16 protein-coding genes and 3 pseudogenes are annotated in these 15068 nt (G+C 65.3%); 11 read left to right on the top strand and 8 right to left on the bottom strand.

Annotated features, from left to right (window positions below; translation table 11 throughout):
• Nucleotides 1-180: 180 nt before the first annotated feature.
• The 5 genes and pseudogenes from VGH54_RS24860 to VGH54_RS24840 all read left to right on the top strand — a co-directional run.
• Nucleotides 181-504, top strand: a pseudogene (locus VGH54_RS24860) (TetR family transcriptional regulator); the annotation flags it as partial.
• A 28-nt stretch (nt 505-532) separates the two neighbouring features.
• Nucleotides 533-789, top strand: a pseudogene (locus tag VGH54_RS24855) (cytochrome P450); the annotation flags it as partial.
• A gap of 145 nt (nt 790-934) precedes the next feature.
• On the top strand, nt 935-2095 hold the full coding sequence (locus VGH54_RS24850) for an amidohydrolase family protein (RefSeq protein ID WP_331514792.1): 1161 nt from the start codon (nt 935-937) through the stop codon (nt 2093-2095).
• A 1-nt stretch (nt 2096) separates the two neighbouring features.
• Entirely contained in the window at nt 2097-3326 is a 1230-nt protein-coding gene (locus tag VGH54_RS24845; protein ID WP_331514791.1) for a Xaa-Pro peptidase family protein, read from the top strand.
• Entirely contained in the window at nt 3316-4437 is a 1122-nt protein-coding gene (locus tag VGH54_RS24840; RefSeq protein ID WP_331514790.1) for a M24 family metallopeptidase, read from the top strand. The genes VGH54_RS24845 and VGH54_RS24840 overlap by 11 nt, the downstream gene beginning before the upstream one ends.
• Nucleotides 4438-4477: 40 nt before the next feature.
• Here VGH54_RS24840 and VGH54_RS24835 read toward each other — a convergent pair whose 3' ends face one another.
• The 4 genes and pseudogenes from VGH54_RS24835 to VGH54_RS24820 all read right to left on the bottom strand — a co-directional run bounded on the left by VGH54_RS24835 (nt 4478) and on the right by VGH54_RS24820 (nt 7669).
• Nucleotides 4478-5446, bottom strand: coding sequence for an enoyl-CoA hydratase/isomerase family protein (locus VGH54_RS24835; RefSeq protein ID WP_331514789.1), 969 nt, complete (start codon nt 5444-5446; stop codon nt 4478-4480).
• A 27-nt stretch (nt 5447-5473) separates the two neighbouring features.
• Nucleotides 5474-5575, bottom strand: a pseudogene (locus tag VGH54_RS24830) (SDR family oxidoreductase); the annotation flags it as partial.
• Nucleotides 5576-5602: 27 nt separating this feature from the next.
• A complete protein-coding gene (locus VGH54_RS24825) occupies nt 5603-6802 on the bottom strand; it encodes a cytochrome P450 (RefSeq protein ID WP_331514788.1) in 1200 nt (399 codons plus the stop codon).
• A gap of 201 nt (nt 6803-7003) precedes the next feature.
• Nucleotides 7004-7669: a TetR/AcrR family transcriptional regulator gene (locus VGH54_RS24820; protein WP_331514793.1), complete on the bottom strand. Its 666-nt coding sequence runs from the start codon at nt 7667-7669 to the stop codon at nt 7004-7006.
• Nucleotides 7670-7810: 141 nt separating this feature from the next.
• Here VGH54_RS24820 and VGH54_RS24815 point away from each other — a divergent pair, with 141 nt between their 5' ends.
• On the top strand, nt 7811-8368 hold the full coding sequence (locus VGH54_RS24815; protein ID WP_331514787.1) for a hypothetical protein: 558 nt from the start codon (nt 7811-7813) through the stop codon (nt 8366-8368).
• Between the two features lie 3 nt (nt 8369-8371).
• On the opposite strand, the gene VGH54_RS24810 is transcribed toward VGH54_RS24815, so the two are convergent.
• The gene (locus VGH54_RS24810; protein WP_331514786.1) at nt 8372-9118 is read right to left on the bottom strand and encodes a class I SAM-dependent methyltransferase; all 747 of its coding nucleotides are present in this window, start codon (nt 9116-9118) and stop codon (nt 8372-8374) included.
• 92 nt (nt 9119-9210) lie between these two features.
• Here VGH54_RS24810 and VGH54_RS24805 point away from each other — a divergent pair, with 92 nt between their 5' ends.
• From VGH54_RS24805 to VGH54_RS24795, 3 genes are read left to right on the top strand one after another with little or no spacing between them, the layout of a single operon-like run.
• Nucleotides 9211-10209: a GNAT family N-acetyltransferase gene (locus VGH54_RS24805; protein ID WP_331514785.1), complete on the top strand. Its 999-nt coding sequence runs from the start codon at nt 9211-9213 to the stop codon at nt 10207-10209.
• Nucleotides 10210-10231: 22 nt separating this feature from the next.
• On the top strand, nt 10232-10873 hold the full coding sequence (locus VGH54_RS24800; protein ID WP_331514784.1) for a DUF5642 family protein: 642 nt from the start codon (nt 10232-10234) through the stop codon (nt 10871-10873).
• Between the two features lie 24 nt (nt 10874-10897).
• Nucleotides 10898-11551, top strand: coding sequence for a DUF5642 family protein (locus VGH54_RS24795; protein WP_331514783.1), 654 nt, complete (start codon nt 10898-10900; stop codon nt 11549-11551).
• Nucleotides 11552-11554: 3 nt separating this feature from the next.
• On the opposite strand, the gene VGH54_RS24790 is transcribed toward VGH54_RS24795, so the two are convergent.
• On the bottom strand, nt 11555-12151 hold the full coding sequence (locus VGH54_RS24790; RefSeq protein WP_331514782.1) for an alpha-ketoglutarate-dependent dioxygenase AlkB: 597 nt from the start codon (nt 12149-12151) through the stop codon (nt 11555-11557).
• A 30-nt stretch (nt 12152-12181) separates the two neighbouring features.
• The gene (soxR, locus tag VGH54_RS24785) at nt 12182-12625 is read right to left on the bottom strand and encodes a redox-sensitive transcriptional activator SoxR (protein WP_414688794.1); all 444 of its coding nucleotides are present in this window, start codon (nt 12623-12625) and stop codon (nt 12182-12184) included.
• 135 nt (nt 12626-12760) lie between these two features.
• Here soxR and VGH54_RS24780 point away from each other — a divergent pair, with 135 nt between their 5' ends.
• A complete protein-coding gene (locus VGH54_RS24780; protein WP_331514780.1) occupies nt 12761-12979 on the top strand; it encodes a hypothetical protein in 219 nt (72 codons plus the stop codon).
• A gap of 21 nt (nt 12980-13000) precedes the next feature.
• Here the strand turns inward: VGH54_RS24780 and VGH54_RS24775 are convergent, their stop codons facing one another.
• Nucleotides 13001-14554, bottom strand: a complete 1554-nt coding sequence (locus VGH54_RS24775) for a dolichyl-phosphate-mannose--protein mannosyltransferase (RefSeq protein ID WP_331514779.1) — start codon at nt 14552-14554, stop codon at nt 13001-13003.
• 156 nt (nt 14555-14710) lie between these two features.
• Here VGH54_RS24775 and VGH54_RS24770 point away from each other — a divergent pair.
• On the top strand, nt 14711-15068 hold a 358-nt coding region (locus tag VGH54_RS24770; RefSeq protein ID WP_331514778.1), incomplete at its 3' end, for an AfsR/SARP family transcriptional regulator.

The raw sequence follows: 15068 nt of genomic DNA, 5'->3' as shown, positions 1-15068 counted from the left end.
GTTCGGCGAGCACCTGTTCATTGACCTCGGCAACAGTCGACGCCGTCGTCTCCATCAATCTGGTGGCGACGCGGGTGACCAGGTTGCGTGGCAAGGTCTCCTCCGATGTAAGGCGTAGGTCGGGGTGCCGCGTCAGGGTCTGGTCTGGCGTATTAAGCGTATGTTTAATCTAGGTTCGAATTCAGGGCGCAGCAGTCCGCGAAGTATATGCCGATCATGCGCAACGCCGGTGTTAAAGACGCACTCGGGTCGACGGTGCTCGTGCAGGCGATCAGCGGTATCAACCGCTGCCTGCCCGATCTGCCGAAGCGCGTTCGCTTCGAGCGGATGGTGATGGCCCGAAACCTGTTGATGCACACGTGTGCTGAGCATGAAAGTGAGCTCGCCGAACACGGGCCGCGGTCGCGGTCCAGCTGGCCGATCGCGGTCGAAGGGCTGATCGACGCGGTCGTCGGCCTGTGGCAGGCGCCGGTTCACCGCGTCCAGGCCTCGCTACCGCATTGATCTGAGTTCGCCGTGGGAGAAGGAGCCTATGAACATTCCGGACTATCCGATGGCCCGCGCGGCAGTTGCCCTTTGGCCCCCGCTCCGGTCACGTTGGAGCTCAACGCCGTCAACCCCCTTAGCCGAGTGCGGATTTGGGATGGCAGCACGCCATGGCTGATCACCGGCTACGACGCGATCCGCTCGTTGTTCGCCGGCTCCCGGGCCAGTGTCGACGATCGCAAACCGGGTTACCCGCACTGGAACAAAGGCATGTTGGCTACCGTCCACAAGCGTTGCCGGTCACATCGTGAATGGCGACGGTCTCACCGGTGCAGGGCGCGCATTTTGACGCGGGCGTTGAGAAATCTCGACTCTCGATACCGCACGTGTCCAAAGAGTTAATCTGCAGATACCTGACGGATCTGAAACTGATTGGTGCGCTGGAAAAATGACCCAAGCCAATGTGCTCTACCCACCCGGCGGCTTCGGCGCGCCGAAGAACCGGCACGGCCAGGCTCACGGAAACGTCGGCCTTCCCGCAGGCACCGAAGTGTTCTCCGCCGACACGCACATCTCGTTGGCGGCCGACATCTTCTACGAGCGCCTTCCCGACGACCTCAAAGACGGTGCGCCGCGGATTTGGTACGAGGACGGTGCCTACCAGATCGGTCACCAGGGGCAGTCGTTCCTGCCCGATGTGTTCAGCGCGGTGCTGATGCAGTACGACGATCTGGCCGGGGCGGCCACCAACAACATCGAAGCGCGGATCCGCGAACTGCGTGAGGACGGCGTGGACCGGGAACTCGCCTTCCCCAATGCGCTACTGGCCATGTTCGGCTTTCCGGACAAGCCACTGCGCGAGCGCGTTTTCCGGATCTACAACGAGTACCTCGCTGATCTACAGGAGCGCTCGGACGGCCACTTCTTCGGCGTGGGCCTGATCAACTGGTGGGATCGAAAAGGTGCCCATCGGACCCTGGCCGAGCTGAAATCGCTTGGGCTCAAGACATTTCTATTGCCGCTCAACCCGGGCAACGGCGACGACGGCGTCATGATGGACTATGCGTGCGGCGCGATGGACCCGGTCTGGGATGCGATCGAGGAATCCGGCCTGCCGGTGACGCACCACATCGGCGAAACTCCGCCGAAGGCACCTTGCGAGGTCAACAACGTCGCCGTCGCGATGATGGTGAATATCGACGGATTCCGGGAAATGTTCTCCAAGTACATCTTTGGTGGCATCCTCGACCGTCATCCGGGCCTGCGAATCGGCTGGTTCGAAGGCGGCATCGCCTGGATTCCACCGGCGCTGCAAGACGCCGAGCATGTGCTGGCGTCCTATCAGCACATGCTGGATCACCCGCTGGAGCACGACATCCAGTACTACTGGGACACCCACATGAGTGCCTCATTCATCGTCGACCCGCTCGGCTTGAAGCTGATTGAGCAAATCGGCATCGACAAGGTGATGTGGTCGTCCGACTACCCGCACAACGAGAGCAGCTTCGGCTATTCGGAGAAGTCGCTGGCCGCCGTCGTCGAAGCCGTCGGCCCGGACAACGCCGCCCGCATCGTCAGCGGCAATATCAAGAAGTTCCTCGGTATCTGAGATGACGGCTTCTTCCAGCGTGCAGAGCTTCGTCATCCCCGAGGAGCCCGACCGGGCGCGGATGCACCGCGAGACCAGCTCGCGGCTTCGGTCCGCGATGGCCGACCAGGGCGTCGACGCGTTGATCCTGTTGATGAACGACAACGTGGTGTATGCCACCGGTGCCAGCTGGCCGGTGCTGGACGCCGGCCTGTCGCACGTCGAGCGTCCGGTGGCGATCGTCCTGGTCGACGACGAGCACCCACATTTGTTCATCCCGTTCCGGGAAGGCGCCGCATCCGAATCCCAGGTGCCCGCGGACCATCTGCACGGTCCGCTGTATCTCGAATTAGACGAGGGCGTCGAGCAATTCGCCCGGGTGATCGCCGATTTGATTCCGCGTGGTGCCAGTGTCGCGGTCGACGAGATGACCGGCGCGATGCGCCGCGCCGCCGATCGGATCTTCCCGGGCGGGCCACCCTCGGAGGCCGCGGCGGTGGTCGGCGCGGCGAACCTGGTCAAGACACCGGACCAGATTGCGTGTCTGCGCAAGGCCAGTCGGATCACCGAACGCGCGATGGTCGATGTGCAGCAACAGTTGGCTCCCGGTGTGCGGCAGACCGATCTGTCGGCCAAGCTGGTGCGCCGCGCCTTCGAATTGGGCGCCACGGCCAACATGCTGGAGGCCATCTGGCAGGTGATGCCGCCGTCCCGCGCCGAGGGGGTGTGGACGACACACGGCGACCTGGCGTTGCCGCTGCTGACCAACGAACGTGAACTCGCCACGGGCGATGTGCTGTGGACCGACGTCAGCATCAGCTACGCCGGATACTGCTCGGACTTCGGGCGCACCTGGCTGGTCGGCGACACACCATCCGCACGCCAGCAGGCTCAGTACGAGCAGTGGCAGCACATCCTCGACGCGGTGCTCACGGTGACCAAAGCCGGTGCGACGTCAGGTGATCTCGCACGCGCGGCGATCGCCGCCAACGGTGGAAGCAAGCCGTGGCTTCCACACTTCTACCTCGGACACGGCATCGGCCTCTATCCCGCCGAGCCACCCATGATCGGCACCGATCTGGGGGAGGAGTTCGACGACAACTTCGTCTTCCCCGTTGGGATGACGCTGGTGCTGGAGCCGGTGGTGTGGGAAGACGGCACCGGCGGCTACCGCAGTGAGGAGATCGTGGTGATCACCGAAGACGGCTGTGTCCGGATTACCGACTACCCCTACACGCCTTATGGCAATTGAGGTTTCGCCCGACGGCCGGGACCTTCGGTTCGGCCGTCGGCAACGGGCGCTGGCGCAGATGGAAGCTCACGACATCGACGTGCTGGTACTCGGCCGGCAGGCCAATGTCCGCTACGTGACCGGGGCGCCGCAGTTGTGGATCGGCGGAACCCGGCCGTTCGGTCCGGTCTGTGTCATGCTGCGCGGCACCGGCGAGATCTACCTGATGAGCACGGATGACGAGGGAGTCCCCGACGAGATCGGCCGCGACCGGCTCTACGGTCTGGCCTGGAATCCGATGACGCTGATCGAAGTTCTGCGCAACATCGATGGGGCATCGACCGCCCGCCGCGTCGGAACCGATGCGATCACACCGACTTTCGCCAAGCTGCTGCCGATGGCATTTCCGAACGCGGAATTCGTCGACGGCGAACTGCCGATGCGAACCGCACGGCGGATCAAGACGGCCGACGAGGTTGCGGCGATGTCCTCCGCGGTGCGGGTTGCCGAAGCCGGGATCGCCGCGGCCGTCGCGGAGTTGCGGCCCGGGCTGACCGAGCAGACGCTGGCGGGTGCGGTTCTGGAGGCGATGGCCGCGGGCGGCGTGAGTACACCGGCCACCCAGGACGCCGCGTGGGTGACCTCGCGGGAGCATCCGTGGCGGCGCGCACACGGGGACGGTGAGGTGCGCTCCGGCGACCTGATCGTGTTCGGCGCGGGCGCACTGGCCGACGGGTACGTCGCGGAGGTCAGCCGTACCTGGCCGGTGGGAGACGCCGCCAACGAGGTGACCGGCAAGCTGTATCAGCGTTCGAATGAGCTGTGGGACAGGCTGATTGCGGCTTGCCGGCCCGGAGCTCGCGGCGCCGACCTGCTTGCCGCCTACGACGAGGCCGGCGAGCCGGCTCCGCCGATGGCGGTCGCGCACGGCCTGGGGCTCGGCTTTGATCCGCCGGTGATCTCGCAGCAGCTTCCGGTCACCGCCGACGCCGAACGGCTGGATCCGGGGATGGTGCTTGCGCTGACCGGCTACGTGTGGCAGGAAGGCCTCGGCGGCGTGCTTCGCCGCGACACCGTCGTCATCAACGACGAGGGGCCCGAGGTGCTGACCGCCAGCCCTTCATGGCAATAGCCAGCGGGCTCAGGCGAGCATCGTGCGCTACCTCGAGACGTCAGGGCTTGGCGCGCCCCGAGCGGCTCAGGCGCCACTCCGGCGGGAAGTTGAGGTCGTTGTCCTTAACGACGTTGTTGAGCCCCTTCTCGAACGTGCCACCGGTGAGGTCGACCTCTTCTGCGTCGTTCTTGATCATCGGCAGCATGCCCTCGACCATGCCGGTGAGCAGGCTGCCGAAGTACTCGCCCTTGTGCTGCTTGTACAGCTCGAGGAAGGTCTTCTGCACCGCGACGGTGTCGGTCGGGCGGGACCGCGAGCACGCCAGCGCGTACTTCTCGGTCTCGGCCTCCAGCTTGTCGCGCGGCACCACGCTGTTGACGAAGCCGCAGTTGTACATCTCCTTCGCGCTGAAAGGCCGTCCAGTGAAGAGCATTTCGGAGAACTTGCGCAGCCCCATCGTCTCGGCCCACCACCACAGCCGTGGTCCCCAGCCGACGTAGCGGAAAGCCGGGTGCCCGAACAGGGCGTCGTCGGAGGCGATCACCAGGTCGGCGTCGCCGGCCTGGTAGAAGTGCCAGCCGTAGCAGTAGCCCTTGGCCTCGATGATGCTGATCTTCCGAAGCTCCTGCAGCGGGCGGTTTCCGGCGCGGGCTTTGGCGTAGAAGTCGGTGACAGTGGACAGGTAGCGGTAGGAACCACCTGGCGGGTACTTGACGTCGTCGTCATTGATCGCGAGCTCGTGATGCAGCGGCATGCCCGGGTTCTCGAGCATCGCGCGCTGCTCGGGCAGGTCGCCGCCGCTTCCGAAATCATCACCCTCGCCCCGGATCACCACGACCTTGACGTCGTCGTCGACGTTGCACTTGTGGATGAGGTCGGCATAGTTCTGCCGCATACCCAGGCTGGTGGCGTTCTGGGCTTCCGGGCGATCGAAGGTGATGTAGGCGATGCGGTTCTTTTTGTCCTTCTCGAACTTGATGTACTGCTCGGCTTCCTTCTTCATTTCCTCGTAGTCGAACTCAGGCATTAGTTTTTCTCCCGACTTGATTGTTGATCATTTGCGTAAGCTGCCCGCGTCGACGGGAAGCGAAACGCCTGTGATGTAACGAGATTCATCAGCGGCGAGGAACAATACGGCGTTGCTGATGTCGATCGGGCGCGACTTTGCCCTCGACGCGACCGGTCATGGTATCGAGGCCGGCATCGACTCCCATCCCCGCACCGTCGATGTCGGGCTGAGTTTGGCGTTCGACACGTCGACCTCCCATTCCGGGAAGCGTTTGAGGATCTCTTCGATGGCGATTCGCCCTTCGAGCCGGGCCAGCGCCGAGCCCAGGCAGAAGTGGGTGCCGACGCTGAAGGCCAGGTGCTGCCGGGGCGTCCGGTGGATATTGAATTCCTCACTGTCCGAGCCGAATTGACGCGGATCGCGGCAAGCGGCTCCGATCAGCATCATCATCACAGCGCCCGCGGGCACGGTTTGGCCGTGGAAGCTGATGTCACGGGTCACGTAGCGGGCCGCGTGCGGGGCCGGCGGTTCGAAGCGCAAGAGCTCCTCGATGGCCTGCGGTATCAGTTGAGGGTCCTCAGCCAGTTCGCGGCGCTGGCCGGGGTGTTCGGCGAGAACCTTTCCGGCCCAACCGATCAGCCGGGTGGTGGTCTCGTTGCCCGCGCCCGCGACGACGTTGAGATAGATCAGCAGTTCGTCGCGGGTCAGGCGACGGGTAGTCCCGGTCTCGTCGACGAACTCGACGTTGAGCAGCTCGGTCATGATGTCGTCGGAGGGATGGTTGGCGCGCCAATCGATGTATGCGGCAAAGATTTCTCCGGTGGCCAGGCCGTGGTCGGCGTTCATCGGCTTGCCGGCTTCGGTGCGCATCTGCGCGTTGGTCTGGTCGCGGATGAATTCCTGGTCGTCCTCGGGGATGCCGAGCAGCATGCTGATGACCTTCATCGGCATCTGCGCGCCGAGGTCGGCGACGAAGTCGATGTGCCCCGTGCCGACCAGCGGGTCGAGCGCTTGGGCGCAGAAGTCGCGGATCTGCGACTCGAGCGCCGCGATCTTGCGTGGGGTGAACATCCGGGCCAGCAGCTTGCGATGAATGTCGTGGATCGGCGGGTCCTCCATGATGAGCAGGCCGGGCGGGATATCGATGTTGGCCTTGATCAACTCGAGGATGATGCCGCGCGCCGAACTGAATGTGCCGTGATCGACCAGCCCCTTGTCGACATCGGCGAACCGGCTCAACGCGTAGAAGTCGTGCTGGGTGTTGTAGTAGAGCGGCGCCTCTTCGCGTAACCGCGCGAATGTCGGGTAAGGGTCGGCGTTGACGACGACATCGTAGGGGTCGTAGTGGACGTCGTTGTCGGTGCTGATCGTCACGAAATCTTGCCTTTCGCCACAACTTCGGCGATCCGGATGGGCCGCATGCCGGATCGTTGTCGCCAGTGTGTCAGCGTCGGGGGCGGTTCGGGCGATTTGTACCTTTCGCTTAACAGCACCGCGCTCGCGCGCTTACCGCGACGGGCTAACTCTATTGCCGTAGAGAACCATATGAGCCCGCATCGGGCAAGAGCTGACGGCCTATTTCGAACGCGATTGCGCCGCAGCGCCGGCCTGGGTGAGTCGCCCCTGCTGGTCGCTGCCCAGGACGCCGGCGACGATGGCCGACAGGACGTCGTCGAGCTGCTCGGGGCTGTCGATGACCCGGTCGCCGTGGACGAACCGCAGCATGAGCCCGTTGATGAAGGTCAGCGTGATGTTGCTGAGGTCGTCGACCACGTCGGGATCCAGGTCGGAGCCGTGTGGCAACAGCTGAACCAGGATGTCGTGGTGCAGCTTGGTGAAGGCGTCGGTGGCGCGTTGCAGGGTTGCGGCGATCGCCGGATCCCTGGTGGCCTGAATCGTCATCTCGTAGCGCGCTCGGGTGCGACTCAGCTGCGGTGCTTCGCCGGACTGGATGACCACCTTGGCCAGCGCGGACGGCGACGCCGCATCCTCGGCGCCGGCGCTGTCGGCGACCGTCTGCAACGTCGCCAGGTCGAGTTCGACCATCCGCTCGGCCACCGCGTGCAGCAACGCCGAACGGGTGCGGAAGTAGAACGAGGTGGTGCCATCGGGGACACCGGCGCGACCGTCGACCTTCAGATGGCTCAGGCCCTTTGCGCCGTCGTCGGCGAGCAGCTGTATCGCCGCATCGCAAAGTTCGCGCCGGCGCTGGTCGGGATTGGGCTTGCGTCTGTTTGGTATCCCGGCAGTGTAGCGGCGGTTCAGCCGTGGTTTTGGAGTCAAAGCAGATCCTGGCGACGACCTAGGTTTTGGTGCGGTTCCGGGTTACTCTATATTCGTAGTGTAAGCCGAAAATTGTGCAATACGTCGAACGGACAACACGTGGCCGCTCCCGCCAGCCCGCTCCAGCAACTGCACCGCCCGATTCCACTGTCGCGGGCATCGTCGCCGCGGCCGGACCTGGACGATTTCGGCCGCTACCGATTTCAGGTGGTGGCTGCGAACATCACCGATGCGGTGATGTCGATCGGCGGGCTGATCTTCGATCGGGCGATGGCGGGATGGGATGTCAGCGTCGTGGTCGACGGCGGCACCGATCGCGTCATCGACGACCGGCCGATCCGGATCCTGGGCGGCAGAGTCGCCAGACGGTTGGAGAACCAGGTCGGGCTGCTGGCCCGCCCGCACCTGCTTGCGGTCGCGACGGACGTGATGGTCAAAAGCGAAGCAGTCCGCCGGCAGGTGCTTGCCGCCGGCAACGACAACGCGGCCGAGGTGCTGCTCTGGGGCCGCCATCACCCGACCAATTTGAACTGCAGGTTCGTCGCCGCCCGGCACCGGCCGAGCGCGGCTGCCCAGGTGTTCAAATCGCAGGCGCTGGCCGCTGGCGGCGCGCTGGTCAGCCAGCGGGCCGACGAGGTCTTTTACTCGCTGGCCTGACCGTCAGCCGGGTTTACCGGCGGTGACGAACTGCAACGTGCGCTGGGTCTGCTGCTCGATATCGACCAGGCCGGACGACCTGAACAGGTCGACGAACTCGTGCCGATCGAACAAGCGCAGCCCGATCATCCGGGCGCCCGCGGTCATCGCGTGCCGGACGGGCGGTTTCTGGCCCGCGTAGCTGGTCAATATCGCCACCCGACCGCCGGGTCGCAGCACCCGCACCATTTCGCGGGCGACCTGAAACGGCTCCGGCATCAGATAGAGCGCGCCGAAACAGCAGACCGCGTCGAAGGATTCATCGCCGAAGGGCAGCGTCCCTGCGTCACCGCGGACATAGCAGGTACGCGGCCCGCTGTTGTCCAGCACGGCGCGGGTCAGCATCGGCACGGAGATATCCAACCCGACCGCCAGGCCGTCCGCCGGCAGCTGCTGCGCCAGCTTTCCAGTGAAATTGCCCGGGCCGCAAGCGATATCAAGCAACCTGTGGGTGCCCGACAAGTCCAACGCGTCAGCCGCGCGACGTTGCTCGCTGCGCGTGGTGACGCCGCTGGCGACGTAGAATGCCACCGGACGCCACAGCCGTTCGTACACCGTGGCGACCAACGGGCTGTTCATCGCTTGCTGCGCAACCGTAGGGGTTTCGCTGGCAACCGACTCACCAAGCACGTCGAGGAAGCCGTGCCGCAGACTCGCTTCGCGATCGAGCAAACGGCGGGTCGTCTCCAGCGGATTCTCGGTGCTGCCCATCTGAGTCAGTCTGCCGGGGCGGATGTCCTTGCTGCAACACGCTCAAAGCCCCTAGCCTTGGCATTATCTCGGACACGGCGACAGGGGCCGGCATGGTGACCGAACTGACCGCGCTGCGCGCCGATGAACTCACTGCACTGGACATCTTCAAGGGGTGTCCCGCCGAGGACTTGATGCCACTGGCGGCCAGCCTGCAGCCCCTGCAGGCCGCTGCGGGTCAGATCCTGATGAAGCAGGGCGAGCGGGCGGTGTCTTTCCTGCTCATCGCGTCGGGTACGGCGGAGATCAAGCACGTCGCCGATGACGATGTGGTGACCGTGGAGCATGTGTCTGGCGGCACGATCGTCGGCGAGATCGCGCTGCTGCGCCACATCCCGCGGACGGCGACGGTGACCACCACCGAGTTGCTGACCGGCTGGATCGGCGACAGCGACGCGTTCGCACGACTGGTGCACATTCCCGGGATCATGAGCCGGTTGGTGCGCACCGTGCGCCAGCGGCTCGCGGCCTTTCTCACGCCCATCCCGGTCCGCACTCGCGACGGGACGGAACTGCTACTGCGTCCGGTGCTGCCCGGCGACAGTGAGCGGACGCTGCAGGGCCGCGTCTGGTTTTCCAGCGAGACGTTGTACCGGCGATTCATGTCGGCGCGGGTGCCCAGCCCGGCGCTGATGGACTATCTGGCCGAGGTCGATTACGTCGACCACTTCGTCTGGGTGATGACCGATCTTGACGGCAATCCGGTGGCAGACGCGCGCTTCGTGCGCGACGACCACCATCCGGAGATGGCCGAGATCGCGTTCACCGTCGCGGATGCCTATCAGGGCCGCGGGATCGGGTCCTTTTTGATCGCCGCGCTCTCGGTTGCCGCACGGGTCGCCGGAGTCGACAAGTTCTCCGGCCGCATGCTCGCCGACAACGTGGCGATGCGCACGCTCATGGATCACTACGGCGCGCTCTGGGAGCGCGACGACGTCGGAGTGGTCACCACGGTCATCGACGTGCCCGATCTGGACGATCTATCGCTGAGCCGCGACATGGTGGCTGAAATCAAACACACTGCGCGTCAAGTGATTCGAGCCGTCAGTTAGCACGCGGTTCTGCGCAGCCGCGATGGTCTTCCCGCTGCTGGCCGGCTGCGCCCACCCGAGCCAACACGCGCCGGCGCCCTCGGCCGGCGCGGCGGCACGCCACGTCGACCCCGCCAACATCAGGCGGGTGCGGCGCGACATACCGCCCGGCTACGAGGTGACCACGGTGTCGGATGTGACCGCGCCGCCGGGCATTTGGGGTCTCGGCGGAGCACGCACCGCGACCCCGCCGCGCTGTGCGGCGCTGGCCGACCCCGCCGGCGGCCACGGGCAATCCCCGCAAGGCATTTCGGGATCGGGTGCCGGCGGCACCGTGTACGCCGTGGTGGTGGCAGCGCCTACGGGCCCGATGGCGCTGGATCAGTCCCTGGTCGCTCAGTGCCGGCAATGGAGCATGACCGGGCGGCGCGCCCGCGCGCGGGTCCATCTGGTTGATGCGCCCCGCATCGATGGCGCTGAAACCCTGGGCATGGCCGCCGAAATCGCGACATCGGTCGAAGGCGGCAATGAAATCAGTTCGCGGGCAAGCACCTTCACCGTCTATTTGGGCGACTACTATGCGTTCACCACGCTGATCAGTGACCCCGGGTCGCCAGGTGCCGCGCTAACGCCCCAGTTCGCGGCCGACTTGCTGGTGAAAACCGTGTCTGCCTTACGTGGCTAAGGGTGGTGCGTTAGATTGGCGCGAATGATGCGGATTGCGGTAGCGATCGGATGCGTCTGCCTGTTGGCGGCCTGCTCCCACCCCTCTGAGGCGCCGCCCTCAGCCGATATCACGAAGATCGCGCAGGTGAAGTCCGACTTCGGGCCGGGTTATAAAGTCAAGGAGACGGCGAAAACCGGCATCGACCCCAAGGTGCTTTCGACGCACAAACTTCCGCCGGGTCTGACCTTCCATCCGCCCGATTGCGCGTCGTTCGTGGTCGGCGAGGACATGCCGGCTGGCCTGCAGGGAAATATGGCCGCGGTGGCCGCCGAAGGGGATGGCGGCCGCTTCATCACGATGGCCGTGCAGACGTCTCAGCCGGTGCCGTTCAAGGAGCCCGGACGCAACTGCCAGAAGGTGGCATTCCAGGGCGGTCGGGTGCGCGGTCTCATCGAGGTCGTCGACGTGCCGCAGATCGACGGCACGCAGACACTCGGCGTGCACCGCGTGCTGCAGACGGTCGTGCAGGGCAAGCCGCGCAGCGGCGAGCTGTACAACTACACCGCACATTTCGGCGACTATCAGGTGATCGTCACCGTCAACCCGATCGTGGTGCAGGGCCAGCCCGCCAAGCCCGTTGACACCAAGCAGGCCCGCGACCTGCTCGTCAAATCGGTCGCCGCGATCCGCAGCTGAGGTCTACCGGACGTCTCTGGGCCGGAACTGGATACTGATCCGCGGCCCAGTACAGGCGGACGTTTTCGGTACCGAGTGCTCCCAGGTTCGCTGGCACGAGCCACCCATCACCAACAGATCACCGTGCGCCTGTGGCAACCGCAACGACGGGCCGCCGCCGCGGGGCCGCAGTGCAAAGGTGCGGGTGGCGCCGAGGCTGACGATCGCCACCATGGTGTCCTGCGTGCTGCTGCGCCCGATGGTGTCGCCGTGCCACGCCACGCTGTCGGATCCGTCGCGATACCAGCACAAGCCGATCGAGGTGAACGGCTCGCCGAGCTCGCCGGCGTAGATGTCGTTGAGCCGCCGCCGAATCCGGGCCAGCTGTGGATGCGGTGCGTCCTCGACGATGAGGTCGTGGAAGCTCACCAGGCGGGGCACATCGACCACCCGGTCATACATCTGGCGGCGCTCGGCCCGCCACGGAATCGTCTCCGGCAGTTCGCTCAGCAATTCGTCGACACCGGTCAACCATCCTGAGCGGATATCCACCCATGCTCCGCTGCCCAGCGATCGGCGTTCGTTGCACTCGAACAACGACTCCTGAACCGTGATCCCCACGGCTGAGATTCTATCGCACAATTGTTCGAACTACAGGCGCACGGCTCCCGGTCCCTGCGCGCTGAGCACGTCATCGGGATTGAACAGCGCGCAGGCGCGCAGGCTCAGACAGCCGCAGCCGATGCAGTCGGCGAGGTTGTCGCGCAGCCGCTGCAGATGCACAATCCGATCGTCGAGATCGGAGCGCCAACCGGCGGAAAGCCGCGCCCAGTCGCGACTGTTCGGTACGCGGCCGGCGGGCAGCGTGGCGAGCGCGTCGCGGACGCGGGCCAGCGGAATGCCCAGCCGCTGAGACATTTTGATGAACGCGACCCGCCGCAGCGTGTCGCGGCTGTAGCGGCGTTGGTTTCCCGACGTCCGCCTGCTGGTGATCAGGCCCTGGCGCTCATAGAAATGCAGGGCCGAGATCGCCACGCCGGCCCGACTGGCGAGCTCCCCGGGGAGCAACTCCTGGGTGTCCACAACCTGAACCATACTTCAGGTGGGGCTCGGCGTTGACGTGCTGCGGCGCTCCGCTAGGTCACCGACACGCCCAGAGTAGGGCACCAAACCATAACGATGCGGCAACCAACCTGTCGTCGCGGCGCGGATCCTGTCACTGTCGTGGGTGTGACTAGTGATGTTGACGACGTTGTTGCACACGCCGCCGAGCTGTATACGGACAAACGGCCTTACCGCTGCGCGCGAGGGCACTGGCTGCTGCCGGGACACATGATCGTCAGAGTCGTGCCCTGCGCCTGCAGACGAAGCCGCCACACCTCGTGGGAATGCGAATGCGGCGACCTGACCTATGCGCCGGCGCTCAAGGAGTCGTGCACCCTGTCCTAGGCCATTGTCAACACGAGACGGTTAGCGCCAACTGGGCAGCCAGATCTCCATGTTCCAGGTGTTCTGCGAAACCGGCTGACCGGTGAGCACCGGGAACAGCCAGGCGAAGTTCGTCAAAACCAGTGCGACGTAACAGGAAACCGCGATGAGCCCGAGGGTGCGACGCTCGGCGCTCTGACCGGGTTTGTAGAGGATGTCGCCGAGGATCAACGCAATCGCCATCGCCAAAAACGGTGACATGGTGGCCGCATAGAAGAAGTACATCTGGCGGTCGATGTCGGCGAACCACGGAAGCCAGCCTGCGCAATAGCCGACCAGCACCGCGGCGTAGCGCCAGTCGCGCCGCACGACCATCCGCCAGCAGGCGTAGAACAGCACCGGCACCGAAATCCACCACATCGCCGGCGTGCCAACCAACATCACCGCTTTGACACACGATTGCGCGCCGCAGCCGGGAACGTTCTGCTGATCGATGGCATAGAGCACCGGCCGCAGCGACATCGGCCAGGCCCACGGTTTGGATTCCCACGGATGGTAGTTGCCCGCCGAATTCGTCAGACTGGCGTGGAATTCGTAGGCTTTAGCGGTGTAATGCCAGAGCGAGCGGATCGCATCGGGCAGTGGGAATTTCGTCTGCGTCCCGATCGACTGGCCGACCTCGTGCCGGTCGATGGCGGTCTCGGACGCGAACCACGGCGCGTAGCTGGCCAGGTAGACCCCGAACGGAATGAGCAACAGCGCGTAGGCCGTTGGGATCAGATCGCGGCGGACAACTCCCAGCCACGGTCGCAGCACCCGGTACTGCCGGCGCGCCGTCACGTCGAACGCGAGCGACATCAGCCCGAAGAAGGCCACGAAATACAGCCCGGACCACTTTGTCCCACAAGCTAATCCGAGCAGCACCCCGGCGCCGAACCGCCACCACCGCACACCCAGCCGCGGTCCCCACACCGTCTCGGCGATGCGGCCTTCGGTGAACGCGACATGCATGCGCTCGCGCACCTGGTCCCGGTCGACGATCAGCGCGCCAAACGCAGCGAGCACCAGGAACGCCAGGAAACCGTCGAGCAGCGCGGTGCGTGCCACCACAAAGCTGACCCCGTCTGCGATCAGCAGCATTCCGGCGATCCCACCGACCAGCGTCGACCGGCTGATGCGACGCACGATCCGGACGACCAGCGCCACCATCAGCACGCCGAGGACCGCGCCGGTGAAACGCCACCCCAGCCCGTTGTAGCCGAAGATGGCCTCGCCGATCGCGATCAGCTGCTTGCCGACCGGCGGATGGACGACCAGTCCGTAGCCGGGGTTGTCCTCCACCCCGTGGTTGTGCAGCATCTGCCAGGCCTGCGGCACGTAGTGCTTTTCGTCGAAAATCGGGGTGCCGGCGTCGGTGGGCGAGCCCAGGTTCACCGTTCTCGTCACCGCCGCCAACGCGGTGACGACGCCGGTCACCACCCAGCCCTCGAGCCGGTCGACGGGCCCGAAGTCGGGCGCAGGTTCCAGCGGCCCCGGGCTGATCACCGGTACCGCCTCCGCATCGGCGACGAGTTCATCGGGCGCGGTGATGGTCATCGGGTCGATCGTAGGCTGCGGGCCATGGCGTCCCGGTAGATAGCCCGTCATGGAGGGCGGCCAGGGTCGGCGGGATTTGGCGTTCAGTTTTACTGGATCTTGACCGGGTGTTGAATCGTCTCACCGACGATCGGTCATATGAGTACGCTTCAAGCCGTGGAGCTGGGGGTTTTGGGACCTCTCCAGGTCCGGCGGGACGGCGCGCCGGTCGTGATTCCGGGCGCGAAACCGCGCGCCATCCTCACGATGCTCGGCCTGCACAGCGGTTCGGTCGTATCGGCCGAAACTCTGATTGAGCTGCTCTGGGGCGATGGCCCTCCGCGTACCGCCGCGAAGGCCCTGCAGACCCACATCTCCTCCTTGCGGCGCACCCTGGGCGACGGCTTTGTTTTGACGGCGGGAACGGGTTGGACTCTCGCCGAGAGCGGGGTCGATGCCTCGCGTTATAAATCGGCCGCTCGGCTCGGACGCGATGCCGCTGCCGCTGGCGACACCAGCCAAGCGGTGTCCCGCT

The sequence above is a fragment of the Mycobacterium sp. genome, assembly GCF_036488105.1.
Taxonomy (GTDB): Bacteria; Actinomycetota; Actinomycetes; order Mycobacteriales; family Mycobacteriaceae; genus Mycobacterium.
This window is presented reverse-complemented; position numbering and strand designations above follow the sequence as displayed.